The 25,654-nt window shown below is 69.7% G+C and carries 21 protein-coding genes and 1 pseudogene; 17 read left to right on the forward strand and 5 right to left on the reverse strand.

Translation table 11 applies throughout. The features are described from left to right. The first annotated feature begins 367 nt into the window (after positions 1-367). From AC07O8_RS14835 to AC07O8_RS14865, 7 genes are all read left to right on the forward strand, one after another. Positions 368-949 carry a c-type cytochrome gene (locus tag AC07O8_RS14835; protein WP_495048756.1) on the forward strand — a complete coding sequence of 194 codons (582 nt, stop codon included), beginning with the start codon at positions 368-370 and terminating at the stop codon, positions 947-949. A gap of 183 nt (positions 950-1,132) precedes the next feature. After that, positions 1,133-3,271 (forward strand): cytochrome c biogenesis protein ResB, encoded by a 2,139-nt coding sequence (locus AC07O8_RS14840; RefSeq protein WP_495049099.1) that lies wholly within the window; start codon positions 1,133-1,135, stop codon positions 3,269-3,271. Between the two features lies 1 nt (position 3,272). Beyond that, entirely contained in the window at positions 3,273-4,706 is a 1,434-nt protein-coding gene (ccsB, locus tag AC07O8_RS14845; RefSeq protein WP_495048757.1) for a c-type cytochrome biogenesis protein CcsB, read from the forward strand. Positions 4,707-4,907: 201 nt separating this feature from the next. Then, a complete protein-coding gene (locus AC07O8_RS14850) occupies positions 4,908-10,034 on the forward strand; it encodes a hypothetical protein (RefSeq protein WP_495048758.1) in 5,127 nt (1,708 codons plus the stop codon). Positions 10,035-10,183: 149 nt separating this feature from the next. Beyond that, a complete protein-coding gene (gene msrP / locus AC07O8_RS14855) occupies positions 10,184-11,176 on the forward strand; it encodes a protein-methionine-sulfoxide reductase catalytic subunit MsrP (RefSeq protein ID WP_495048759.1) in 993 nt (330 codons plus the stop codon). Between the two features lie 16 nt (positions 11,177-11,192). Continuing rightward, positions 11,193-11,873 (forward strand): protein-methionine-sulfoxide reductase heme-binding subunit MsrQ, encoded by a 681-nt coding sequence (gene msrQ / locus AC07O8_RS14860; protein ID WP_495048760.1) that lies wholly within the window; start codon positions 11,193-11,195, stop codon positions 11,871-11,873. A gap of 63 nt (positions 11,874-11,936) precedes the next feature. Beyond that, on the forward strand, positions 11,937-12,458 hold the full coding sequence (locus AC07O8_RS14865; RefSeq protein ID WP_495048761.1) for a GNAT family N-acetyltransferase: 522 nt from the start codon (positions 11,937-11,939) through the stop codon (positions 12,456-12,458). Positions 12,459-12,494: 36 nt separating this feature from the next. On the opposite strand, the gene AC07O8_RS14870 is transcribed toward AC07O8_RS14865, so the two are convergent. From AC07O8_RS14870 to AC07O8_RS14880, 3 genes are read right to left on the reverse strand one after another with little or no spacing between them, the layout of a single operon-like run. Then, complete coding sequence (locus tag AC07O8_RS14870; protein ID WP_495048762.1) at positions 12,495-13,286, reverse strand: SDR family NAD(P)-dependent oxidoreductase; 792 nt, start codon at positions 13,284-13,286, stop codon at positions 12,495-12,497. Between the two features lie 14 nt (positions 13,287-13,300). After that, the gene (locus tag AC07O8_RS14875) at positions 13,301-14,062 is read right to left on the reverse strand and encodes a hypothetical protein (protein WP_495048763.1); all 762 of its coding nucleotides are present in this window, start codon (positions 14,060-14,062) and stop codon (positions 13,301-13,303) included. Positions 14,063-14,085: 23 nt separating this feature from the next. Further along, the gene (locus AC07O8_RS14880; RefSeq protein ID WP_495048764.1) at positions 14,086-15,369 is read right to left on the reverse strand and encodes a hypothetical protein; all 1,284 of its coding nucleotides are present in this window, start codon (positions 15,367-15,369) and stop codon (positions 14,086-14,088) included. 158 nt (positions 15,370-15,527) lie between these two features. On the opposite strand from AC07O8_RS14880, the gene AC07O8_RS14885 reads away from it, so the two are divergent. The 7 genes and pseudogenes from AC07O8_RS14885 to AC07O8_RS14915 all read left to right on the forward strand — a co-directional run bounded on the left by AC07O8_RS14885 (position 15,528) and on the right by AC07O8_RS14915 (position 22,072). Then, the gene (locus AC07O8_RS14885; protein WP_495048765.1) at positions 15,528-16,358 is read left to right on the forward strand and encodes an APH(3') family aminoglycoside O-phosphotransferase; all 831 of its coding nucleotides are present in this window, start codon (positions 15,528-15,530) and stop codon (positions 16,356-16,358) included. 185 nt (positions 16,359-16,543) lie between these two features. Next, positions 16,544-17,515: pseudogene (locus AC07O8_RS14890) on the forward strand (FAD-dependent oxidoreductase); the annotation flags it as partial. An 84-nt stretch (positions 17,516-17,599) separates the two neighbouring features. Beyond that, positions 17,600-17,968 carry a dihydroneopterin aldolase gene (locus AC07O8_RS14895; RefSeq protein ID WP_495049100.1) on the forward strand — a complete coding sequence of 123 codons (369 nt, stop codon included), beginning with the start codon at positions 17,600-17,602 and terminating at the stop codon, positions 17,966-17,968. Positions 17,969-18,082: 114 nt separating this feature from the next. Then, positions 18,083-19,084 (forward strand): tRNA 2-thiocytidine(32) synthetase TtcA, encoded by a 1,002-nt coding sequence (gene ttcA, locus AC07O8_RS14900; protein ID WP_495048766.1) that lies wholly within the window; start codon positions 18,083-18,085, stop codon positions 19,082-19,084. A 151-nt stretch (positions 19,085-19,235) separates the two neighbouring features. Next, complete coding sequence (locus AC07O8_RS14905; RefSeq protein WP_495048767.1) at positions 19,236-19,877, forward strand: DUF4136 domain-containing protein; 642 nt, start codon at positions 19,236-19,238, stop codon at positions 19,875-19,877. 131 nt (positions 19,878-20,008) lie between these two features. Then, the gene (gene glmU / locus AC07O8_RS14910) at positions 20,009-21,400 is read left to right on the forward strand and encodes a bifunctional UDP-N-acetylglucosamine diphosphorylase/glucosamine-1-phosphate N-acetyltransferase GlmU (RefSeq protein ID WP_495048768.1); all 1,392 of its coding nucleotides are present in this window, start codon (positions 20,009-20,011) and stop codon (positions 21,398-21,400) included. A gap of 195 nt (positions 21,401-21,595) precedes the next feature. Next, on the forward strand, positions 21,596-22,072 hold the full coding sequence (locus AC07O8_RS14915) for a hypothetical protein (RefSeq protein WP_495048769.1): 477 nt from the start codon (positions 21,596-21,598) through the stop codon (positions 22,070-22,072). A gap of 15 nt (positions 22,073-22,087) precedes the next feature. Here AC07O8_RS14915 and AC07O8_RS14920 read toward each other — a convergent pair whose 3' ends face one another. Then, positions 22,088-22,918, reverse strand: a complete 831-nt coding sequence (locus tag AC07O8_RS14920; RefSeq protein WP_495048770.1) for a transposase — start codon at positions 22,916-22,918, stop codon at positions 22,088-22,090. A gap of 251 nt (positions 22,919-23,169) precedes the next feature. Then, positions 23,170-23,652 (reverse strand): thioredoxin family protein, encoded by a 483-nt coding sequence (locus tag AC07O8_RS14925; RefSeq protein ID WP_495048771.1) that lies wholly within the window; start codon positions 23,650-23,652, stop codon positions 23,170-23,172. 146 nt (positions 23,653-23,798) lie between these two features. Between AC07O8_RS14925 and AC07O8_RS14930 the strand changes: the two genes are divergently transcribed. The 3 genes from AC07O8_RS14930 to AC07O8_RS14940 are packed head-to-tail and all read left to right on the forward strand — an operon-like array spanning position 23,799 to position 25,618. Continuing rightward, on the forward strand, positions 23,799-24,713 hold the full coding sequence (locus tag AC07O8_RS14930) for a DUF808 domain-containing protein (RefSeq protein ID WP_495048772.1): 915 nt from the start codon (positions 23,799-23,801) through the stop codon (positions 24,711-24,713). Between the two features lie 5 nt (positions 24,714-24,718). Then, positions 24,719-24,961 carry a hypothetical protein gene (locus AC07O8_RS14935; protein WP_088405006.1) on the forward strand — a complete coding sequence of 81 codons (243 nt, stop codon included), beginning with the start codon at positions 24,719-24,721 and terminating at the stop codon, positions 24,959-24,961. 45 nt (positions 24,962-25,006) lie between these two features. Further along, on the forward strand, positions 25,007-25,618 hold the full coding sequence (locus AC07O8_RS14940) for a UPF0149 family protein (RefSeq protein ID WP_495048773.1): 612 nt from the start codon (positions 25,007-25,009) through the stop codon (positions 25,616-25,618). The last annotated feature ends 36 nt before the right edge of the window (positions 25,619-25,654 follow it).

Here is a 25,654-nt window from a genome sequence, read left to right on the forward strand (position 1 = left end):
GGTGAGGAAGCGCGCGGTGTGCGTCCAGGCCAGCGCGCGCCTGCCCGGGGTCAGGGGTTGCGTGCTGACGCGTTTGGGCGGCGGGGGCAGGCCTTGCGCCTTGGCTTTTTCCGCCGCCTTGGTGCGGGCCTTGGCGGCCGCGCGCATACCCGTTTTCCCGGGTCCCTGCTTCTTCTTTGACGCTCCAGCGCGTCCCGCGCCACGGCCTGCGGGTTTCCCTGGGGCCGCAGGGGCGGGTTTCTTGTTGGAATCGGTCATCGGGCTGCGCGGGCTCTAAAGAGGTGCATTGTAAGATCCCGCGGTTGCGCTCACCCAACCCTCAACATTCATGAAGACTGCCGCTTTCTTGTTGTCGAGCCTGGTTTTGATGTCCGGCGCCGCCAACGCCAATGAACCCGCTGCGGCGGCCAAGCCCGATCTGACCAAGGGCCAGGCCATCAGTTCGCAAGTCTGCGCCGCCTGCCATACGGCGGACGGCAGCCGCGGCAGTCCCGCCAACCCCATCATCGCCGGCCAGCACGCCGACTACCTCGCCAAGCAATTGCACGAGTTCAAGTCGGGCAAGCGCAAGAGCGCGGTGATGTCGGGCATGGCCGCGCCGCTGACGGACGACGACATCCGCAATGTCGCCGCGTTCTACGCCAGCAAGGGCGCCAAGCCCGGCTTCGCGAAGAACAAGGAGCTGATCACCCTGGGCGAGAAGATCTACCGGGGCGGCATCGCGGACAAGCAGGTGCCCGCCTGCGCCGGCTGTCACAGCCCGAACGGCGCCGGCATCCCGGCGCAGTACCCGCGCCTGGGCGGCCAGCACAGCGACTACACGGAGGCCCAACTGACCGCGTTCCGCGCCGGCGGGCGGCCGAACAGCCCGCAGATGCTGGCGATCGCCGCCAAGATGAGCGACCGCGAGATCAAGGCGGTCTCGGACTACATCGCCGGCCTGCGCTGAGCGATCCCCGGCGGGACGCACCTTTCGGGGAAGGTCCCGACGAACGAGGCCGGTGATCCGATCACCGGCCTTCGCTTTTGCCGGCTCTCGCCCGATTCGTCACCCGGGGCAACGAGAATGCCGGCCATGACCCAGTCGTCTATCCAGCCGTCTCCCCCGTCGTCGCCCCAGTCGTCCCCCGAGATGTCCCCCGACAGTCCTCCCCGGCCCCCCGCCCCGACCGCCAAGGCGGTCGCGCGCGTCGCGCTCGACGACGCCATGGAGCTGGTCGCGTCGATGCGCTTCGCCATCGCGCTGCTGACGGTGCTGTGCATCGCCTCCGTGATCGGCACCGTCGTGCAGCAGCGCCAGCCGATGCCCAACTACGTCAACCAGTTCGGACCGTTCTGGTCGGAGCTGTTCGGCAAGTTCGACCTCTACACCGTCTACAGCGCCTGGTGGTTCCTGCTGATGCTGGCTTTCCTGGTCGTGTCGACCAGCCTGTGCATCGCGCGCCACACGCCCAAGATCCTGCGCGACCTGAAGACCTACAAGGAAACGATGCGCGAGCAGTCGATCCAGGCCTTCAGGCACAAGGCGCTGGGCTACCTGCACATGAATCCGGAAGCCGCGCTGGGCCAGGTCAATGCCTGGCTGGGCGCCGAAGGCTGGAAGGCCCGCGCCCAGGTGCGCAACGGCGGCGTCATGATCGGCGCGCGCAAGGGCTCGGCGCACAAGATCGGCTACCTGGCGGCGCATTCGGCCATCGTGCTGATCTGCCTGGGCGGGCTGTTCGACGGCGACCTGGTCGTGCGCGTCATGATGTGGGCGCAGGGCAAGCAGATCTACCAGGGCGACGACCTCACCCAGGTCACGCATGTCAACCGCCTGGCGCCCGGCAACCCGAGCTTCCGCGGCAACCTGTACGTGCCCGAGGGCAGCCGCTCGTCGAACGCGCTGATCTCCATGCCCAGCGGCGTGGTGGTGCAGGACCTGCCCTTCGACGTCGAGCTGAAGAAGTTCATCGTCGAGTACTACGCGACCGGCATGCCCAAGCTGTTCGCCAGCGACATCGTCCTGCACGACCGCCGTGACGGCTCGTCGACGAAGGCCACGGTCAAGGTCAACGAACCGGTGACCTACCGCGGCGTCACGCTGTACCAGAGCAGCTTCGAGGACGGCGGTTCGTCGATGAAGCTGAAGCTGCGCGCGCTGCAGGCGGCGCACGACACGCCACTGGAAGGCAAGGTCAACGGCACCACGACGCTGACGGCGGACGGCGAGAAGTTCGGCCTCGAATTCACCGGCCTGCGCGTCATCAACGTCGAGAACTTCGCCGACGACGGCAAGGACAAGAACGGCACGGACGTGCGCAAAGTGGACCTGGTCGGCCGGCTGGAACAGCACCTGGGTTCGGGCGCGAACCTCGAGGGCAAGAAGACGCTGCGCAACGTCGGTCCGTCGTTCAGCTACAAGCTGCGCGACGCCTCCGGCCAGGCGCGCGAGTACAACAACTACATGCTGCCGCTGGAGCTCGACGGCCACCGGGTCTACCTGCTCGGCGTGCGCGACACCCTGTCGGACAGCTTCCGCTACCTGCGCGTGCCGGTGGACGCCAAGGACAGCATGGACGGCTGGCTGGCGCTGCGACGCGCGCTGGCCGATCCGGCGCAGCGGCTGCTGGCGGCCCGGCGTTATGCGCTGGGCGCCAGCCCGCCGGACAAGCCGGCGATGCAGGCGCAGCTGGAGGCGACCGCGCTGCGCACGCTGACGCTGTTCGCGGGCGCCGAGGGGCTGAAGGCCGACGCGCCCGCGCAGGGCGCGGCGGTGGGCGGCCTGCCGGCGCTGTCGCAGTTCGTCGAGCGCGAAGTGCCCGAGGCCGAGCGCGCCCGCGTGTCCGAGGTGCTGCTGCGCATCCTCAACGGCAGCCTGTTCGAGCTGCACAAGCAGGCCGAGGAACAGCTCGGCCGTCCGCAGCCCGTGCCGGGCGAGGCCACGCAGACCTTCATGACGCAGTCGGTGATGTCGCTGTCGGACGCGATGTTCTATCCGTCGCCGGTGGTGATGCAGCTGGACGACTTCCAGCAGGTGCAGGCCAGCGTGTTCCAGGTGACGCGCGCGCCGGGCCAGACCCTGGTCTACCTCGGAGCGGTGTTGCTGATCGTCGGCGTGTTTGCGATGCTCTACATCAAGGAACGCCGCCTGTGGCTGTGGCTGGAAGCCGCGCCGGGCCGCTCCGAACAGACCCGCGTCCGCATGGCGCTGTCCAGCAACCGCGACACCCCCGACCTGCCCGTCGAATTCGAATCGCTCAAGCGGCATCTGCTGCATGAGGAGGCCTGAGATGAACACCACCACCGCGGATCCGTCCCACCTGCCGTCGCAGTTGCCTTCGCAACTGCCGTCGCAACTGCCGGGCTCCTCCGAGGCGACCCCGACGCGCTCGCTGGTGATCGGCAAGCGCGGCTACTTCCAGGCCCGCAGCCCCTTCGACTGGATCTTCGCGGCGCTGGTGCTGATCGGCGCCGGCTTCGCGTTCAGCCGCTACAGCGCGTCGATGGACGTCTACGAGAAGGGCATCCTGGCCGGCGCCACGCCGGCGCTGATCGCGCTGGGCTGGTTCTGGCGGCCGCTGCGGCTGCTGTGCCTGGTCGTGGGCGCGGCCAGCCTCTTCGCGATCCAGCTCTACCTGCGCCAGACCGACAGCTTCGGCGCCGACCTGGCGGCGGGCGAGAAGGTCTTCTTCCTGAAGTACCTGTTCTCCAGCCAGAGCGCGATCCTGTGGATGAGCGTGCTGGTGTGGATGAGCACGCTGTTCTACTGGCTGGGTTTCCTGAAGAAGGAAGGCGTCAGCGCCGCCGAGGCCATCGGCACGCGGCTGGCCTGGGGCGCCGTGGGCATGGCGCTGATCGGCACGATGGTGCGCTGGTTCGAGAGCCACCAGATCGCGCCGGACATCGGCCACATCCCCGTCAGCAACCTGTACGAGGTCTTCGTCCTCTTCACCTGGCTGACGACGCTGATGTACCTGTACTACGAGCAGCGTTTCGCGACACGGGCGCTGGGCGCTTACGTGATGCTGGTGGTGAGTGCGGCGGTCGGTTTCCTGCTCTGGTACACGATGGCCCGCGAGGCGCATGAGATCCAGCCGCTGGTGCCGGCGCTGCAGAGCTGGTGGATGAAGATCCACGTGCCGGCGAACTTCATCGGTTACGGCAGCTTCGCGATGGCTGCGATGGTGGCCCTGGCCACGCTGCTGAAGACGGAGACGCCGCGCGCGCTGGTGATCGGCCTGATCGGCGTGCCGGTGGGGCTGGTGCTGGTGCTGGTGGGCTTCCGCTTCGGCGCGAACGTCTCGCCGGAGATCGCCAGCGGCCTGAACGGCTGGGCCGGCAAGATGGCCGGCGTGGCGGTGTTCCTCGCGGCCAGCGTCGCCCTGCGCGGTCCGCTGACGGCGCGCCTGCCGGCGCTGACGGTGCTGGACGACCTGACCTACAAGTCGATCGCGCTGGGATTCGCGTTCTTCACAATCGCGACCATCCTGGGCGCGTTCTGGGCGGCGGAAGCCTGGGGCGGCTACTGGAGCTGGGACCCGAAGGAAACCTGGGCGCTGATCGTCTGGCTGAACTACGCGGCCTGGCTGCACATGCGCCTGATCAAGGGCCTGCGCGGCGTGGTCGGCGCGTGGTGGGCGCTGATCGGGCTGCTGGTCACGACCTTCGCCTTCCTGGGGGTCAACATGTTCCTGTCGGGTCTGCACTCCTACGGGACGCTGTAAGGCGCGGCGGAGCCTTCCCCAGGGCGGCGTCGGGCGGGAGCCCGGCGCCGCCCTTTGTCTTCCTGTGTCATGGCCGTGGCAAGGCGCCTGCGCGAACGGATCGCCTTCGCGTCGTCGACCGTCGCTTCGGGAGAGGCAGACGGCGCCGCCGCACGGGGGCTGACAGTCGGAGGAAGCCAGCGACGCTGGGGAGGCCCCCCGATGAGCAACTTCTTCCGCACGCACTTCGGCGGGCGATCCTCGCCGTCCACGTCCACGGCGCCCGCCACGGGAACGGGCGCCACAGCAACCACCAGAACCACCGGCGCGCCGCAGACGCCTCAGCAGGCGCCGCAGTCCTTCGCGCTGCGCAACCTCGTCCCGCGCCACAACCACGCGACGCCGCAGGCGCGGCAGCGCGCCGCGCCGCCGACGCGCACGGCCGGCGGCCAGGCCGCGCCGCTGCAACCCCAGACAACCCCGCAGCGCAGTCCGGCGGTCGACCAGTCCATGAACCTCGCCCGGGACGCTCACGCGGAAGTGCCGGTGCGCGCCGATCGCCAGTCGCAGGCGCATGCGGTAGCGAGCGCCCGCGACAGCTCGATCCAGGATCTGCAGCAGCGGCACACCGGCGCCGACGCGGAGGCCACGACGCAATTGACGGCCCGACGCCAGATCGCGACGGATGCGGCCACCGCCGAAGGCACCGCCAATGCCTTGCGGGCTCAGCGACAAACGGACTTCGATCACCACGACCAGCAGTTCCAAGCAGCTGACGGCGCCACGGCCGCTCTGGTGGCCACGCGCGACGCCGCACGCAACGACCCCGCCTACACGGCGGCGGTCCAGGCCCGAGCCCGCGCCGAGACCGCGCTGACGAGGGCGCAGCAGGCTGCCGCGAATCCGCCCGCGCCGGCCGCGCCCGCCGCACCCGGTGCCCCGGCGAATCCGCCGCCGCCCACTGCCGCCCAACTGCAGGCCAACGTGCAGCGGGCGCAAGCCGACCTCACCCGGGCCGACACCACCTTGCAGCCGCTGCAGCAGGCCGTGGACCGTGCCCAGACCGCGGTGAACGACAACGCGGCGGCCCTCGACACCCATCGCAACGGACGGGAGGCCGCACGGGGTCCGCTCGCCGACGCGACGGCGGCACACGGCGCTGCGCAGCGCGTCAGGACCGCCGCGGACCAGGCGGTCACGGCGCTGGACGCGGCGCAACAACAGGCCAGCGCCGCGCTGAACGCGCATCTGGGGCCGATGACGGCGCATCGGGACGCCGCGACCACGGCCGCAACGGCCGCGGCGACCGCCACCGACGCGCATCGCACCCTGGCCACGCTGACCGCGCAAGTGGCCACGACGACGGAGCGAGCGCATCAGTCCGATGAGACGCTCACCACGCGGCGCAACGAACAGACGACGGCCCAGGCCACGGTCGCCGGACTCGAGCACCAGCTCGATCAACACGGGCCTTTGCGCCGGGCGGTGCGAGAGGCCACGCAACTCGTCCAGAGCCTCGAGGGCAGCCTGAGCCGGGCAGGCCAACCCGGGCCGTCGTCGGCGCCGCAGGTCAATGTCCGCGAGCTCAACAGCCGCCTGCGCGTTGCGCGCGAGACCCTCCGGACCGCCCAGGAGCCAGTGACGCGTCTCGAGGGTCAGCTGGACACGGCGCGCCACACCTTGGCCGCCGCCGACACCGCGCTGCAGACCGCGACCACGGCCGCGCAGACCGCCCACAACGCGCGGAACGACGCGGTCGCCGCCCAGACCGCGCACCGCACCCAGGTGGCCGGGCCGGCGGATGCCGCCGCGGCGCAAGCCGTCGCGGTCCGCGACGGCCTCCACGCCGCCGCCGAGACCTCGAAGCTCGCGCTCGACCAGGCGGTGACACACCTGTGCGAGACCATGCGCCCCGCGCCGGCCACGCCGCCGGCGGACGATCGCAGCGCCGTGAAGCAGGGCACCGACGGCGTGGGGCGGGCGTTCGAGGCCCTGAAGAACCGCACCGGGCCCGCGAAGCTCGACTTCTCCACCCTCAACTTCAGCGGCTCCACCCACGGGGCCGCGCCGACACGTTTCCGCGACAGCCCGCCGCCCGCGAACGCGGTCACCACGGCGACCAGCCCGGGTCAGTTGAAGGCCGTCGACAAGAAGGTGAAGACCGCCACCGCCGCCGCGGCCAACCTGCTCAGCGGCGGCGACGTCTCGACGAAACAGGCCGCGCGCATGCCGGACGCGTTCAGCAACGCGGTGGCGTTCACGACGGAGGTGAGCCGGAAGTTCACCGCGCACGCGGCGGGCACCGCCGGCGCGCCCACCGCCGCGCAGGCCACCGAGGCCACCCCCGCCGCGACCCGGCTGGCGCAGGGGCTGCTGGGGCATCCGCGCGCCAACGCCGCGAGCCGGCCCGACGGCCACCCGCTGCGCCACGACGAGGCGCTGCTCATCGCGTCGGTGCTGCGCTCGGTGACGCAGGACCCGGCGCAGGCCGCGGCCGTCTACAACCACATCTGGAACTCGCCCCCGCCGCCGCTTGCCAACGTGAACGCGCGCGCGGCCGGCACGCCCTCGCCGCTGGCCGAAGCCGGCGCCACCGCGCCCAGCACCGATCCCGGGATCCAGCGCATGGCCAACACGGCGCGCCGCGCGCTGGCGGCGACCTCGGGCGGCATGGAGGCGCTGCTCGCGATGCAGGGCCTCAGCCTGCCCGCCGCCGGCCACGCGGACCGGCCCCATGCGGAGCACGCGGTCGAGCACTACAAGCTCAGCCTGCGGGCCGAGGATGCGCTGGTGAAGCTGCTGGGTGTGGGCGGCACGCAGTCGACGGCGGACATCCAGGCCGCGACCCACACCCCGCAGGCCGGGCAGGCGCAGATGCTCAATGCCAGCTGGCTCGGCACCGGCAACGCACGGCGCGACGGGATGGCCCGCCGCCAGGCCGAGCATCGCGCCACCCTGCCGGCGCAGGCGCTGGAATTCGCGCTCGCCAACATGAACCGGGCGTCCGGCACCGCCGACAACGTCCCCGCCATGAAGCCCGCCTACGTCGCGCTGCGCAACGGCTTCACCGAAAGCGGCCAGGGCAGCGATTTCCACCTGATGGCCAAGCGGCTGCACAAGTTCAACACCTACATCGACCTGGCCTGCAAGACCTCGGTGGCCGGTCCGACGGCGCTGGAAAAGATCAAGGACCCGGTCGGCACGATCCGGCGCAAGGTGGGCAAGGACAAGACGCCGCTCAAGACGCTGATGCAGGCGGGCCCGCTGGGATCCAACCTCGGCACCGTGCCCGGCGAACATGCCAAGCGCCTGACCAAGGCCCTGGACGACAGCCGCACCTTGCTGCGCAATGACCTCACGGCGCAATTCGCCACCCTCTCGCCGCAGGACCGCACCCGCAGCCTGATGCGCCTGGCCACGATGGAACTCTGGGCCGAGCAGGTGCCGGCGGTCTTCAACCCGAAGATCGACCTGACGCAGGGCACGCGGATCTCCGCGGACGACGTGAAGGCGCGCGCCCAGGCGCTCAACCAGCAGATGGCCACGGCGGGAGCGCATCCGCAACAGCCGCTGCACGACACGACGATGACGAACGAGGCCAGCGCGCACCTGGGCAAGCCGCTGATGGCGAGCACCTTGGACGCGTGGTTCGGCGGCGGCAAGCTGGCCGACTCGTCGACGGCGATCGCCTCGCCGGCGATGACGGCGCTCAACGACGACGTGAAGATCCTGCGCGGCAAGGCCCAGCTGGACAGCAAGCTCGACGACCTGCAGACCCGCTTCGATGCCGCCAGCAAGGAAGACCGCAAGGACATCCTTCGCCAGGTCATGATCTCCGTCGTCGCCGGCGGCGACATGGCGGACTACAGCGACGGCCGCAAGAACGGCATCGGCGGGATGTTCGGCTACCTGGCGGCGCAGGTGGACGGCATCGGCGGCGTGAGCACGGGCATCACGCCGGTCGGCGAGTTCAACGTCGACCACACCCGCACGGCGGTGCTGCGCGCCGGCGTGGCCTCCAACACCGGCGTGATCTACCTGGGCAACGAGACCAAGGTGACCGAGATGCTGGGCGTCGGCGTGCGCGCCGGCGCCGCGCTGGGCCCGGTGGGCGTGACCGGGCAGGTGATGGGCCGTCTCGGCGGCTCCCACCTGTTCAGCGAGGGCCTGATGATCCGCACCAACAAGCAGGGCAAGGAGCACGAGTCGCTGCCGGATGCGGTGAAGCAGGGCACGCAGTCGGACAACTGGAAGCAGATGAGCGAGATGGTCGTCAACGCGGTCTTCGAGATCTCGCAGCAGACCGCGGCGCGACGGCCGAAGAACGGCGGCGAGATGTGGCGCGAGATGGTGGGCCGGGTCGGCGACTACCGCGACATCTCCTTCGGCTGGAACGCCGGCCAGAACCACCAGATCAACGGCTCGATCAGCGCCGACGGCATGGTGGGCGGATCGGTCGGCCTGGGCAGCGCGTCCCTGACCGGCAACGTCGGGCTGAAGCACACCTTCCTCAACCGCGGCAAGGCGCGCGACACCGGCGGCGCGACCCAGGCGGTGCAGGCCAGCAGCGGCTCGCGGACCTCGCTGGGGATGGGCGCGACGGTGGGGATCTCGCATCCCACCCTCAAGCACCACGACCATCCCGACGTCGGCCTGTTCACGCGGCACAAGGTCGGCATCGAGACCGACATGGTGCTGCAGGCCAAGAACGGCTTCGTGCGCATCACCACCGAGGACGGCAAGGTCAAGCCCAACATCTCCTACAAGCACCGCGAGTTCGCCACGCAGGACGCCTTCTTCAAGCTGGTCAACAGCCAGCCCGAATGGGCGGCCCGCCTGGGCGAGCGCGGACCGGACGGCGCGCTGCGCGGCGGCGACGAGATGCTGCGGGGCTTCCTCCAGCAGACGGCGAACCTGCCGCCGGGCAACAACCGCCTGTTCATCGAACGCAAGTGCCTGACGCAGGACGCGGCGGATGCGATCAACGCGTGCATGGAGCAGCTGGCGGTGATCGAGCGCCCGCTGCCGCCGGGCACGCTACCGGACCCCGACGCGGCGGCGCAAGTCCGGTCGCTGCAGAAGCAGATCGCCGCGCACGTCAGCGACGAAGGCAGCTGGCAGCCGTTCCGCCTGTTCGTGAACGAGACCAACCAGCGGGTGAAGGAGCAGTCGTCGACGGGCGGCGAGATCCGCGCCACGCCGAACAAGGTCGACGACAAGGAGGCGGGGCCGACGGGCATGGCCGAGCGTTTCCTGGGCGGCGGCAAGGTCACCCTCGGCGGCAAGATCAACAGCGCCCACGGCGGGCGGGACCTGATCACGATCGATGCGATGCCGGTGAGGGCCTGAGCCAGACCTGAGGCGGGCCTGAGCCGCGGCATGAGCCGGCGACCCGCCCCGCCCCGCCCCGCCCCGGATGCGGGGGCCTTAAGCGCACCCTCATGTCAACAGGGCGCGTCTGTCGTAAGGTTCGGACTTCCCTCCCCCGAAGGTCCGCCATGCATTTCCACAAGCCCCGCGACGGTCAGCGCATTCCGTCCTCCGAGATCACCGCCCGCGAGGTCTACGACAGCCGCCGCGACTGGTTGAAGTCGGCCGGCGCGCTGGGGCTGACCGGCCTGGGCCTGGGCGGCCTGTCCGGCACGGCGGGCGCGCAGACGGCCGGCCCCGGCAAGCTGGCCAAGCTGCCCGGCGCCAAGAGCACCGTGCCCGGCGCGACGGTGATGGAAAAGCTGACGGCCTACAAGGACGTCACCTCGTACAACAACTTCTACGAGTTCGGCACCGACAAGTCCGATCCCGCCGAGAACGCCCACACGCTCAAGCCGCGGCCCTGGTCCGTGGTCATCGAGGGCGAGTGCGCCAAGCCGGGCCGTTTCGGCCTCGACGACCTGCTGAAGGTCGCGCCCATGGAGGAACGCGTCTACCGCCTGCGCTGCGTCGAGGGCTGGTCGATGGTCGTGCCGTGGGTGGGCTACTCGCTGGCGGAGCTGCTGAAGAAGGCGGAGCCGACGTCCAAGGCGAAGTACGTCGAGTTCACGACCCTGGCCGACAAGGCGCAGATGCCGGGCGTCCGCTCGGGCGTGCTGGACTGGCCCTATGTCGAAGGTCTGCGCCTGGACGAGGCGATGCACCCGCTGACGCTGATGGCCTTCGGCCTGTACGGCGAGGTGCTGCCCAACCAGAACGGCGCGCCGCTGCGGCTGGTCGTGCCCTGGAAGTACGGCTTCAAGTCGGCCAAGTCCATCGTGAAGATCCGCTTCGTCGAGAAGCAGCCGGTGAGCAGCTGGACCAAGGCGGCGCAGCAGGAGTACGGCTTCTTCTCCAACGTGAACCCGCAGGTCGACCATCCGCGCTGGAGCCAGGCCTCCGAGCGCCGCATCGGCGAGGACGGTCTTTTCGCCAAGCGCCGCCCGACGCTGATGTTCAACGGCTACGAGGCGCAGGTCGGGCAGCTGTATGCCGGCATGGACCTGAAGAAGAACTACTGACGCCCGGGATCCCGCCATGAGTGCCTCGCCCGCCGCGCCGTCCCGGCCGCAGCCCGCCCCGTCCACGCCGCGGCGCCCGTCCGCGAAGCGCCATCCGCTGCTGCATCCGGCGGCCAAGGTCGTGCTCTTCGTGCTGTGCCTGCTGCCGTTGGGCTGGTACCTCTTCGGCGCGATCGCGCAGCCGGACCTGCTCGGCGCGAATCCGGCGGAGACGCTGATCCGCGGCCTGGGCGACTGGACGCTGCGCTTCCTGTGGATCACGCTGGCGGTCACGCCGGTTCGCACCTGGACGAACCAGCCGGCGCTGGCGCGTTTCCGGCGGATGCTGGGGCTGTTCACCTTCTTCTACGCCAGCCTGCACCTGTTGGCCTACGGCTGGCTCGACAAGGGCCTGGACCTGACCGACATCCTGCGCGACATCGCCAAGCGGCCGTTCATCCTGATGGGTTTCGTCGCCTGGCTGCTGCTGGTGCCGCTGGCGGCCACCTCGTTCAACCGCGCGATCAAGGCGCTGGGCGCGGCGCGCTGGCAGCTGCTGCACAAGCTCGTCTACGCGATCGCCATCGTCGGGCTGATGCACTTCATCTGGATGCGCGCGGGGAAGAACAACTTCGCCGAGCCCATCGTGTACGGCACGATCCTGGCGGTGCTGCTGGGATGGCGGGTGTGGAAGCGCCTGAAGCGCGCGCCGCGCTGAGCTGATCGAGGAGCGGCCCGCGCGCCGGCGCCGCCATGCCCGGCGCCGCTATGCTCGGCGCCCATGCTGAGTCTCCATCCCGTCTCCGAGCGCGACCTCGCCGATCTGCGGCGCTTCGAATTCGACAACCGCGCGTTCTTTGAAGCCCGCATCAACGCGAGGCCCGCGTCGTACTACGCCGACGGCGGCATCGAGGCCGCCATCGCGACCGCGCGCCGCGAGGCCGAGGCCGACACGGGCCATCAGTTCCTGATCCGGAACATCGCGGGCGCGCTGGTCGGCCGCATCAACCTGAGCCAGATCAAGCGCAGGCACTACCACGCGTGCGAAGTCGGCTATCGCATCGCGGAGCGCGAGAACGGCAAGGGCCATGCGAAGGAAGCGTTGCGCCTCGTGCTCGAAAAGGCCTTCGGCGAGCTGGGCCTCATCCGCGTCGAGGCCAAGGCCCGCGCCGGGAACGCCGGCTCGATCCGGGTCCTGCAGTACAACGGATTCACCGAGTTCGGCCGCTCGACGCGCAGCTTCCAGCTCCACGGCGAGTGGGAGGACATGGCGTATTTCGAGTGCCGGGCGCCGGGGCGGTAGCACGAAGCCACGCCCCTGGCGAAGGACAGGTCCGGCTCAGAACGCGCTCTTGACGACGCCGCCGTCCACCCGCAACGCCGCCCCCGTGGTGGCCGAGGCCAGCGGGCTGGCCACATAGGCGACGAGGTTCGCGGTCTCCTGCGGCGTCGCGAAGCGCTTGATGAGCGAGGTGGGACGCACATGCTCGAAGAATTCGGCCTCGACCTGTTCGAAGCTCTTCGAGTTCGCCGCGGCCAGGCTCTCGACGAAGTCGCCGACGCCGCGCGACTTCGTCGGTCCCGGCAGCACGCTGTTCACCGTGATGCCGGTGCCCGCGACCGACTCCGCCAGCCCCCGGGCCACGGCGATCTGGGCGGTCTTCGTCACGCCGTAATGGACCATCTCCGGCGGGATCTGGATGGCGCTCTCGCTGGAGATGAAGATGATGCGGCCCCAGTTGGCGCGCTTCATCTGCGGCAGCACGAGCCGGGCCAGGCGGACGCCGCTCAGGACGTTGACCTCGAAGAAGCGGCGCCAGTCCTCGTCGGGAATGTCTTCGAAGGGCTTGGGCTCGAAGATGCCGAGGTTGTTGACGAGGATCTCGATGCCCGCAAACCGGCGCACCAACTCTTGCGCCGGCTCGGCGAGGCTCAGGTCACCCGCGAAGCCCTCGGCCGCCGCGCCCGTCTCCGAGCGGATGCGCTCGACGGCCTCGTCCACGGCCGCCTGCGTCCGTCCATTGACGATGACCCGCGCGCCTTCCCGCGCCAGGGTGCTCGCAATCGCGTAGCCGATGCCGGCGGTGCTGCCGCTCACGAGCGCGAGCTTTCCATTCAACTGCAGGTCCATGTCGTTGCTCCTTTTCAATCCTGATGGCCGGGGGTGACGGTGTCGAAATCCCGGCGGGTTGCTTCACAGCGCGTCGAACTTTGCGCCTGTTCCTCGAACGCTGCACAAGGCCTGTTCCCGGCCGGGTCTTCGAATTCCGGATAGACGACGAGGCGATGGCGCCCGGTCTTCCATCGCCGCGTTGGCGTGAACCGCCACGCCGAGTCGCCGCGCGTCAGGGACGTGGTGCCCGAGAGTCGACGCCCGGCCGCGTCGGTCACGGCGATGAGTCCCTCGCCCGAGGCACTGACCGCATCGCGGAAGTCGATGACCAGGGCATCACGGCTGTGCGCGCGGGGTCTTGTCAGCAGCCAGTCCGCAGGCGACAGGCGATTCGACATCGCGCCCGTCACCCGCCAGGTCTTGACAGCGGCGGCTCCCGAGGCGTCGCCGGCCTCGGCCGCAACCCGCAGCGAGACCCGTTGACCGACCCGCAACGCGCGTCCCGCATCGAGGTTGGGGCCGACGCCGCTTTTCACCCGACCCGGATCCATCAACACCGTGATGCGTCGTGCGTCGGCATTGGGGAGGGCCAGGTCGAGCAACGCGTTCTCCAGCACCACGCCCTGGTCGTCCGACAGCGTCAGGCGCGTCATGTCGAACGGCAGGCGCTGCGGCTGCTGGAATCGGAGCTCGATCCGCAGCAGGTTCTCCGGCACCGTGTCCCCCGTCGGGTGAATGTCGACGGACACGGCCTGGGCATCTCCCATGCAGGCTGCGCAGGCCACCGCGAGCATCGCCAGGAGGCGCCGCGCTGCCGTCATTGCTTCGCGGGCGCCAGGTCCGCGTAGCCCTCGTCCGTGCGGAGCGTGCCGTGCACGTCGCGCCAACCGTCCTTCTCCGCATAGCGGAAGTCGGCGAAGTCGTACTCGTTGACGAAGTCGCTCAGGCGCAGGAACAGGCCCTTGCGCATCGAGACCAGTTCCATCGCACCCGACGCCTCGTTCCGCCGCAACGCGGCCAGGAAGGTGTCGTCCTGGTTGTCGATATGCGCCACGCGGACCGGCACATAGATGGACTTCACGCCCAGCACCGGCTCGGTCGGCCACTTGATGGGCGCGGCCAGTCCCGGCTGGGTCGAGGCCTGGGCGATGTCGGTCACGGACAGCAGATCAGCGGACTTGTGCGAATGGGTCAGCAGGACCATCGGCCCCTGCCCCGCGTCGAACATGACCATGCCCACGGGCGCGCTGCCCCAGCCGAATTCGGCGATGGTCTTGGCGGGGATGTGGGCGCCGTCCTTCAGGTCCTTCAGCGGGATGGTGACGAGCGGCGAGCAGGTGAACGCGGCCACCAGCGTGGGCTCGCCGTTCAGCGTCGCGATGACCATCTTGCGGATGGGCGCTCGCGTCTCGCGCATGTTGTGGACCGGGTGGTACATCTCGATGCTGCTGACTGCGGCATCGCCCTTGAACGGGAAATCGAACACGCGCAGCGTCGAGGCGAAGCTGGCGTTCGACAGGCCCGCGACGTAGAGCTTGCCGGCGTGGTAGGTCATGTCGGTGACGGTGTAGGTCGCCGCGGGCGTGTCGCGCCAGAGATGCTTGTCGGCGGCGGGGACATTGCCGATGGCCACGGACTCCCGCCTCGCCCGGTCCAGCGGGATGACATCCACCCTGCCGGCGGTCGTCACCGAGACGAGCGCCGGCGTCGGTCGGGCCTCCTTCGTCTTCCCTTCCACCGACAGCGAAAGGTAGGCGAGTTCGCTGCCGGGCCGGATCGCCATGTCCTCGAAGCGGAGCTTCTCGGCACTCGTGTGCAGCGCGCGGGCGATGGCGCCCGAGACGTTCTTCAGGTTGAACGCCGCCGACGTTCCCGGAGACGCCGCCGGCAAGGTGATGGCGTGCAACTGCCCGCCCCGCCAGTCGGCCACCACCACGGTGTTCGCATCCACGAAGGTCAGCTTGCCGGCGGACTGGATCGTGGCGCCCAGGGCGTGGGCGGCGTGGAATCCGACGGCGAGGACAGTCAGGCTCAGGAGCTGCCGGAATGACACGCTCAACGAGGCGTGGCCGGCAGAAGAAGGACAGGAGGGCGTTGACATCGAAGGCTCCAATTGGCGTGGAAGCACTGTCGGTGCCGCCGCCTCGTCCGGCTACCTTCCGCCGGGTGAGCCGGGCATTGCTCTTTCGGGCAATGCGACCTGAGCGAAGGTTGTCTGCCGCCGATACTCGCCCGGTCTTCATCGCCTCATCGCGCTTCATGACCGACCACAACGAGTCCGACGCTCCCCGCAAAGTCCCCGCCGCCGCGCCCGAGTTGCCGCAAGGCCTCGCGGCCAGGCTGGCCGGCTGCGCCTGGCACCGCAACCTCGTCGGCGAGGCCGGCGCGCACGTTCATCGACTGCATCGAGCCGATGCGCCAGCGCTGTACCTCAAGCATGGAAACGGCGGGGCGGCGATCGCCATCGTCGACGAGTTCGCCCGCCTGCAGTGGTTCGCCGATCGCTGGCCGGTGCCTCGCGTCGAGCACTTCGAATGGTCGGACGGCGCCGCCTGGTTGCTGACCCGCGCCGTCCCCGGTCGCACGGCCTACGAATGGCTCAAGGACGACCCGGCGCGCGCCGAGGCGATCGTGACGTCCATCGGTCGTCGGCTTCGCGACCTGCACCAGTTGCCCGTCGATCCCTGCCCGTTCAACGCGAACCATCGCCTGCAACTCGACCTCGCCCGGCAGCGCCTCGCTGCCGGTCTCATCGATGCCGACGACTTCGACGACGCCCGCCAAGGGTGGTCGCCTCAGCAGGTGTGGGAGGCGCTCGGCGCGGTGCTTCCGCTCGCGGAGGATCCGGTGGTGAGCCACGGCGACTTCTCGCTGGACAACCTCCTCATGAACGAGCACGGCGACGTCGTCGGCGTGATCGACCTCGGCCGCGCAGGCGTCGCGGATCGCTACCGCGACCTCGCGATCCTGGCGAACTGCCTCGACGAGTTCGGTCCGACGCTGCGCCGCACGCTGTTCAACGCCTATGGCATCGCCGAGCCGGACCGACGCAAGCTCGACTTCCACCTGCTGCTCGACGAATGCTTCTGAGGGCGCTCCCGGGCGGCTGTCCCTCGCTTCAAAGGTGCACGCCACCCGACACCTCGGGGAAGGATTGACGGCGGAATCCTGTTCGCCAAGGCCCCAGACGGGTCGTTCTGGCGCCCATCCGGGATAATCGCGGGTTTGCTGCGGCGCCCATCGGCCGTCGCGGCGCCCGCCTTCCCCGCCTCGCCATGTCCCAGCCCCCGCCAGACCGACTGCCCGCCAGCCTGCCCGCGCTCGTCGACGCCGCCATCATCGGCGGCGGTCCGGCCGGCTGCAGCGCCGCGAGCTGGCTGACGCAGCTGGGACTGAGCGTCGCGCTGATCGAGCGCGCCCCCCGCCTGTGCGACAGCCTGCGGCCCCTCGACTACCAGCAGGACTGGCTGCTCGGCGCCCCGGGCGAGTCGCTCGCCGAACTGGGCGAACGCTACGCCCGCCACGCCACCGCACAACCTGGCGTGCACACCGTGCTGGGCCAGACGCTCAACACCCTCGACTGGCAGGCCGAACAGGGTTGGACGCTCTACCTCGATGGCGGTCCTGCCTTCGCGGCGCAGGCCGGAGACACCGCCGAACCTGCCGCCACCGGCAACCTGCGCCCGCTGCGGGCGCGGTCGCTGCTGCTCGCCACCGGACTGACGCCGCGCCATCCGTCGCCGCTCTATCCCGAACGGGACCGCCACGATCGCGTGCTCGACGCCATCGAGCTGACCGCCGTGCGCGACCGCCTGCCGCCCGGCAAGGTGCTGCTGCTGGGCGGCGGCGACAACGCCATCGAGAACGCGCTGTACCTCGCCGGTCGCGGTCACGCGGTCACGCTGTGGTCGCGCTCCGAGTGGCGCGCGCAGAGCCACCTGATCCAGCAGCTCGACGGGGCGACCGGCCTGCGCCGCCGGCCCGCGCAGGCGCTGCCGACCGCGGTGTCCGCCGCTGCGGACGGCGTGACCGTGACGTCCAAGGCCTACGGCGAGGAGCGCTTCGACCACGTCGCCGTGCTGCTCGGCTACGAGCCCGCGCCCTCCGCCTGGCTGCTGGTCGCGGACGCGCTGCAGCGCGCCGGCGTCACCGCGCCGTCGCAGCCCTTCCGCGACGAGCCGCGCTTCGGCGTGCTGGGCCTGTTCGTCGCCGGTGACGCCAGCGGCCGCCAGCATCCCTGCGTGCAGACCGCGCTGGGCGACGGCGTCGTCGCGGCCAAGCAGATCGAGGCCTTCCTGCGCCCGCTGCGCGAGTCGCAACCGCCGCCGGCGCTGCGCCGCAACAACCGCCAGGTCATCCACATCAACGGGCTGCGCTTCGGCGCCAACCTCGGCGTGCTCGACTTCGAACGCGAGGGCCCGCAGCCCATCCTGGTCGACGCCGAGATCAACCTCGGCGCCCAGACCATCGTCTCGCGCGACGCCGACATCGGCCACGTGCTGGACTACCGCCGCGTGCGCACCATCATCATCGACGAGTGCACCGCGGAACACACCGACCTGCTCGAGGCCCTGCTGGGCAAGCTCTCCGTCCGGCTGATGAAGCTGCCCGGCGTGGTGGGCGTGCGCATCAAGGTGACCAAGCTCGAAATCTTCCCCGACTGCCAAGTCGCCATCAGCGCCGAATGTGGCCAGTGGTGAAGATCTGACCCACCCCCCCACGCGCCGACGCGCGCCCCCTCGAGGGGGCGGGCCTGGCGGCCCGGCAGAGCCGGTTCCGCGGGCCCTGCTTGATGAATACATTGAGGACTGAACATGACCGACTCGACCACCACCATTGAAGGCATCGATCTGGCCGCCGCGGATGCCGCGGCCAAGAAGCATGCGCACGAGATGAACAAGCTCTCGAAGCGTCTGCACCGCCAGGTCGGCCAGGCGATCGGCGACTTCAACATGATCGAGGACGGCGACAAGGTCATGGTCTGCGTGTCCGGCGGCAAGGACAGCTACTCGCTGCTGGACATCCTGATCAACCTGCGCGACCGCGCGCCGATCAAGTTCAGCATCGTGGCCGTCAACCTCGACCAGAAGCAGCCCGGCTTCCCCGAGGACATCCTGCCCGCCTACCTGAAGTCGCGCGGCGTGGACTTCCACATCGAGGAGCAGGACACCTATTCCATCGTCAAGCGCCTGGTGCCCGAGGGCAAGACGACCTGCTCGCTGTGCTCGCGCCTGCGCCGCGGCATCCTGTACCGCGTGGCGGGCGAGCTCGGCGCGACCAAGATCGCGCTGGGCCACCACCGCGACGACATCGTCACCACGCTGATGCTGAACATGTTCTTCGGCAGCCGCATGAAGGGCATGCCCGCCAAGCTGGTCAGCGACGACGGCAGGAACGTCGTCATCCGCCCGCTGGCCTACGTGAAGGAATCGGACCTGGAGCGCTGGGCCGAGCACCGCGAGTTCCCCATCATCCCGTGCAACCTCTGCGGCAGCCAGCCCAACCTGCAGCGCGCCACCGTCAAGGCCATGCTGCAGGACTGGGACAAGCGCTTCCCGGGCCGCGTGGACAACATGTTCACCGCGATGGGCAACATCGTGACCTCGCACATGATGGACCGCGAGCTGTTCCCGTTCCAGACGATCAAGGCGACCGGCGCGCCGGTGGCGGACGGCGACATCGCCTTCGACGAGGACGAGCAGTGCGGCACCCCGGCGCCGGCCGCCGGCGTCGTCAACTTCGTCCGCCCGGGGGCCAAGGGGCAAGTCCCGGCCCCCGTCGACGACGCGGGCGAGGCCTACTCGGCCGCCGACTGAACACAGGTTTACCGGGCCGTCACGCCCTCCGCACGCGCGGGTCAACCGGCTCGGGCCACAATCGTCGGACTGTCTCGCCGTCAAGCGGCGTCACCGGGCGCGGCGCGTGCCCGGGTCGACGACCCCGAGCGGTATCCGACTGGAGGTCACCATGTTCACCTTGAATCGTCGAGTCGCCCTGCTGAGCCTGGGCGCGGCGGCCGCGCTGTCGCTCACCGGCTGCGCAGCCCTGAACACCGTCACCGCCGATGCGCAGACCTTCGGCAGCTGGCCGGCGGGTCGACAGCCCGGCACCTTCGCCTTCGAGCGGCTGCCCTCCCAGCAGCGCAACGAGGCCAGCCAGGCTTCGCTCGAGGACGCCGCCCGTGGCGCGCTGCGGAAGGCGGGCTTCACCGAGTCCGCCGACGCGAAGGCGGCCGACGTCGTCGTGTCGCTGGGCGCGCGCGTCAGCCGCTCCGGCCCCGCGCCCTGGGACGACCCGCTGTGGTGGCGCTGGAATGGCAGCTACTGGGGCTGGCGCTACGGCCCGGCCTGGCGCCCGTACTACAGCCGCTGGGGCTATTCGTACCCGATGGATCCGATGATGGAGCGCCGCTACGACCGCGAGGTCGCCATGCTGCTGCGCGACCGCAAGACCAACGAGCCGCTGTATGAGGCGCGCGCCTCCAACGACGGACTCACCGAGGGCGGCAAGGAGCTCTTCGGCGCGCTCTTCGAGGCCTCGCTGGCCGACTTCCCGCAGACGCGCCCCGAACCGCACCGGGTGAGCGTGCCGCTGACGCCGTCGAAGTAGGACGCCCTCCTGCCCGCGGGCGCCGGCCGGCACCCACAAGCGGCGACAACCGGTCACCGCGACGCCGTGAGGCGCGTCGCGGGCGACCCTGATAATCGCGGTCTCTCCAACAGGGAACCGCGATTTTTCTTATGTCGCTGAACATCGTCGTCATGGCCGCGGGCAAGGGCACCCGCATGAAATCCAGCCTGCCCAAGGTGCTGCACAAGCTGGCCGGCCGCGGGTTGCTCCAGCACGTGCTCGGCAACACCGCCGCACTGGCCGCGGACGCCCGCATCGTCATCACCGGTCATGGCGCCGACCAGGTCGAGGCCGCCGTCGGCGGCGAGGGCCTGCGCTTCGTGCGCCAGGAGCCGCAACTCGGCACCGGCCATGCGATCCAGCAGACGGTCCCGGCGCTGGTCGCCGGCGGCACCACGCTGATCCTGAGCGGCGACACCCCGCTCATCAGCACCGCGACGACGCGTGCGCTGGTCGAGGCCTGCGGCGGCGACCAGCTCGTGCTGCTGACCATCGAGTACGCCGACCCGACCGGCTACGGCCGCATCGTCCGAGGCGGCGATGGGGGCGATGGGGGCGACCAGGTCAAGGCGATCGTCGAGCACAAGGACGCCAGCGACGCGCAGCGCCGCATCCGCGAGTGCTACACCGGCATCATGGCCGCGCCCACCGAGGCGCTGAAGCGCTGGGTCGGCCGGCTGGACAACAACAACGCGCAGGGCGAGTACTACCTGACCGACATCGTCGCGATGGCCGTGGCCGAGGGCGTCTCCGTGGTCGGCGTGAAGACGCAGGACGAAACCGAGGTGCTGGGCGTCAACAGCCCGTCGCAGCTGGCCCAGTTGGAACGTCGCTTCCAGCTCGTCCAGGCCGAGGCGCTGATGACGGCAGGGGTCCGTCTCGCGGACCCGTCCCGCTTCGACCTGCGCGGCACGCTGGACTGCGGCAGGGACGTCGAGATCGACGTCAACTGCGTCTTCGAAGGCCACGTGACGCTGGGCGACAGCGTGCGCATCGGCGCGAACTGCGTGATCCGCAACGCGACGATCGCCGCGAACGCCCGCATCCACGAGTTCACCCACATCGACGGCGAGTCCGCCGGCGCCAGCGTCGGCGAGGGCGCGCTGATCGGCCCGTTCGCGCGACTGCGTCCGGGTGCCCGACTGGGCGCGGAGGTCCACATCGGCAACTTCGTCGAGGTGAAGAACTCGACGCTGGCCCAGGGCGCCAAGGCCAACCACCTGGCCTACCTGGGCGACGCGACCGTGGGCGAGCGCGTCAACTACGGCGCCGGCAGCATCACCGCCAACTACGACGGCGCCAACAAGCACCGCACGACCATTGGCGCGGACGTCCATGTGGGCTCGAACTGCGTGCTGGTGGCCCCGGTCACGCTGGGCGACGGCGCCACCATCGGCGGCGGTTCGACCATCACCAAGGACGTGGAACCCGGCGGCCTGGCTGTGGCGCGGGGCCGACAAACCGTGATTTCGGGCTGGAGCCGTCCGAAGAAGGCGAAGTGATTCACCCAAATCGGCGAGTAAGCCCTTAAGCTCAGGGCTGTTCGTGTCACGAAGTGTGACAGGTTCACGTGAACCGGCCTCCCGGGCGCTTGCGCGGCGGGGGTTCCCCCCGAGCTGTGGGAGGCGCGTTTGCCGGTAGCTGCCTAGCATCTACTTCGTTGATTGGCTGAACCGCTGTTCCCCTGCTGAACTCTCATGGCGAACTCCAAGACTGCTTCTCCGCTGCTGCCCCAGGACGACGATCTGATCGCCGTGCCGCCGGCGTCCGCCGCGCTGGACGCGTTGGCGGACCGTTCGGACGATCCGGCCGCCCAGGCGGCCCGGGCGGAGTCGCTGGAGCAGTTGGCGATGTCGCACGCGATGTCGGATCAGGCGGCGGAAGCCTGCTTCTACCTGTGCCGCAGCCTGGGGCTGGCTCGCCAGCAACGGGCGCCGGACGCCGAGCCGGATCTGGAACTGCTGTTCCAGCTGCTGGGCGCGCTGGCGGATCTGCCGGGCGAAGTCTCCGCGCTGCCGATGCCGGAAGGCGAAGCCGACGGCCTGGGCGTCGCCGAACTCTGTCATCAGCTGAGCGCCGCTCGCGACATGACAACGGCCGCCTGGAACGAGGCGGCCGAGTCGGATGAATCGGTGGCAGCCTGCCCCGCCGCTCCGGCGCGGGCTCTGCATTGAGCCTTCAGCCGCTTTTCAGCGCTGACGTTCATGGCCGGCGATGAGCCGGCTCACTCGAGACACCGACAGTCCCAATTCCCGGGCGAGTTCGGTCATCGACTGACCGCCTTCGGTGTGCGCGCGATACAGCGCTTCTTCCCGGCTGCCGCTGGACTTGAGCCAGTCGCCCCAGCGACGCGGACGCGGCGTGCGGGGCGGGTGCTCGCTGAGCCGCACGGTCCGCTGCACAAAGGCCGCATCGCCCAGGAAGATCTGATGCCGCAGCTGGGTCCAGATGTCCAGGTCCGGTTCGGCTTCCACGATCGCCTGATAGCGCTGCGCGGCCTTGCGGCGATCCGCCGCGTTCTGCGGCACGCGGCCCAGGACGTTGGTCCACAGGCCGTCGACCTCCAGCCAGTCCGGCGCGGCCACCAGACCGGCGTGCGCCTGCAGGCTGCTCCAGCGCCAGGCCGTCGGCGACGACGCCAGCCCGGCGCGCCGCCCGATCAACTCCACGTAGCGGCAGGCGTCCAGCAGCAGATGCTCGCGGTCCACCAGCACGGCCTTGAACCGCCCCTGGAAGACGTGTCCGATCTGCCCATGCCGGCGGTTGTGCGCCTGGGTGTACACACCGTTCAGATGGCGCATCAGGCGGGAGAGATTGGCCTGCCGTGTGAACAGCAGCAGTTCGTAGTGTTCGCGGCCCAGCCCATAGGCGAGCACCTGGGCGTCGAAACGCTCCGCCGCCTGCTGGATCAGTCCGAGCATCGCCTGGCGATCCTCGTCGTCGGTGAAGACATGCACGTCACCGCGCGTCGCCACGTGATAGACGGCGCCTGGGAATTCGATGCGAAGGGGCCTGGCCATGCCCAAGAAATAGGCGATGGCCGCACAAAAGACAAGCGTCCGGGCTGGGATTCCGGCCTGGGCGCAAGACTTGACCCCTGATCGCGGGGCCTGCGGGCGTGCTGCAGCGCAGAAGAGACTGACCATCGGCCCCGGCGATAGCCGGAGCGCTATCGGGGGTCAGGACTCAACAGCGACACCTGGAACCCGGCGTCCGGCTCCATCCCTGGAACCGGAATGCCTGCCTACGCATGGATCCCGCTGCCGCCGAGTCAGCTCTTGCCGAGCGACTCCAGCACCTTCAACACGGCGTCTTCGCCCATGTTGCGGGCGTCGGCCAGTTCGCCGCCCTTGGTCGTGCCCAGGACCTGGCCGTCGGTGCCGAGCACCGCGACGGTCGGGATGCCCTTCTTCAACGTCACGCCCATCTGGTTGGCGACATCGACGTTCTTGTCGAAGCGGCCGACGTTGATCTTGACCGTGACGAAGCGCTTGTCGACGGCGGTGCCGAGGTGGCCGTCGCCGAAGCCCTTGTTCAGCGCCAGGCAGTCCTTGCACCAGTTGGCGCCGTAGACCACCAGCACCTGCTTGCCCTCCCTGGCGGCGCGGGCGACGGCGTTGTTGACGTCGACGCGGGCGTCGGCCTGCTCGTCGTAGGGACCGGGTCCCGAGGCGGCGTCAGCGGCGTGGACCGAGGTCACGGACACCGCGGCGAGCGCGGCGGCGAACAGCAAGGAGGCGGTGCGGCGTTTCATGACGCCGGAGTGTGCCACCGGCTTCAATTCCGTGACGCTGGTGAGGGTCGGAAAACCGCCTGCGTCGGCTCGAAACGCCGATGGCTTGCGGTACAAAGGCGGGCTTCGCACAAATCATCACTTTCAGGGAACGGGACTCTTCCGCCATGGCCTCCAGCCTGCTCGCACTGCTCGACGACATCACCACGGTCCTGGACGACGTGGCCCTGCTCTCCAAGATGGCCGCCAAGAAGACGTCCGGCGTCCTCGGCGACGACCTCGCGCTCAACGCGCAACAGGTCACCGGCGTCAGCGCCGACCGCGAACTGCCGGTGGTCTGGGGCGTCTTCAAGGGCTCGATGATCAACAAGGCCATCCTGGTCCCGGCCGCGCTGGCCATCAGCGCCTGGGCGCCCTGGCTGGTCACGCCGCTGCTGATGATCGGCGGCGCCTACCTCTGCTTCGAAGGCGTCGAGAAGCTCGCCCACAAGTGGCTGCACACCGAAGAGGACGACGTCCATGAGGCGGCGCTGTCCGAGGCGGTCAAGAACCCGGCCGTCGACCTTGCCGCGCTGGAGCGCGACAAGGTCAAGGGCGCGATCCGCACCGACTTCATCCTCTCCGCCGAAATCATCGCCATCACGCTGGGCACGGTGGCGGACGCGACATTTACGACGCGGCTTCTGGTGCTGTCCGGCATCGCCGTCGTGATGACGATCGGCGTCTACGGACTGGTCGCCGGCATCGTCAAGCTGGACGACGCCGGACTCTGGCTGAGCCGCAAGGCCGCCGCCTGGCAGCAGGCGCTGGGACGCGGCCTGCTGTGGCTGGCGCCATGGCTGATGAAGGCGCTGTCGGTGGCGGGCACCGCGGCCATGTTCCTGGTCGGCGGCGGCATCCTGACGCACGGCGCGCCCTTCCTGCACCACGCCATCCAGCATGTCGTCGAGGCGATGGGCGTCACCGGCTTCGTCCGCACGGTCGTCGAGGTGCTGGGCGACGCCATCGCCGGCATCCTGGCGGGCATCGTCGTCGTGGCGGTGGTGACCGGTATCCAGCGCCTGCGTCATCGCCGAGAATGACGGCCATGAAGACGCATCACATCGAAGTCCAGAAGCTCAAGGGCGCCTCGAATTCCTCCACCAGCGGCCTGGTGACCTTCAAGCTGGACGCCCTGGTCAAGGAACGCGAGCCGGTCGACGGGATCGAGCCCAGCACCCTGCTCGTCATGACCGAGGCCAACGCCCGCGTGCTGATGGCGCTGCTCAAGACGCAGCTGACCGACATGGACGGCCGCAAGCCCAAGAGCCGTCACGGCCGCCACGGCTGACCCGGCCGACTCCACTGAACATCGCCCGACTCTCCAGGATCCGACATGGACTTTCCGCAGTACCAGCCCGACAAGGCCCTCTACACCCCGCTGACCGATGACGAGCTGTCGGACCTGGACGACTTCCTGTCCGAGCTGGACAACGACGCCGCGATGAACATCGAGGCGCTGGACGGCTACCTCAGCGCGCAGCTGCTGAGCCCGCTGCCGCTGAGCGACAAGCCCGGCGCCGAATGGATGAGCCCGGTGTGGGGCGGCGGCGACCCGTTCCCGAGCGGCAAGCAGCGCAAGAAGATCGCCCTGCTGCTGCTGCGCCACGTGCACAGCCTGTCGGTGCAGTGGACCTCCAAGCAGGACGAATGGGAGCCCATCTTCAGCGTCGCCGAGGAAGGCGAACAGCAGCTGGTGGACGCCGAGGACTGGTGCACCGGCTTCATGATCGGCGTCGACCAGGACGGCGAGGCCTGGACGCCGCTGTTCGACCACGTCAAGACCGCGGCCGCGCTGGCGCCGATCGCCCTGCTGGGCGGCGACGAGAGCCAGCTCAGCGCCGAGGACCAGGAAAAGCTCACCGACCTGCACTGGCGCGACGCGCTCAGCCGCGAGGTGCCGGAAGGCGTCCTGACGCTGTGGACGCTGCGCACGCAGGCCGAGTGAGCGCCTCAGCGCCTCAACGCCTCAACGCCTGATCGC

The sequence above is a fragment of the Roseateles sp. GW821-FHT09G09 genome, from assembly GCF_059415965.1.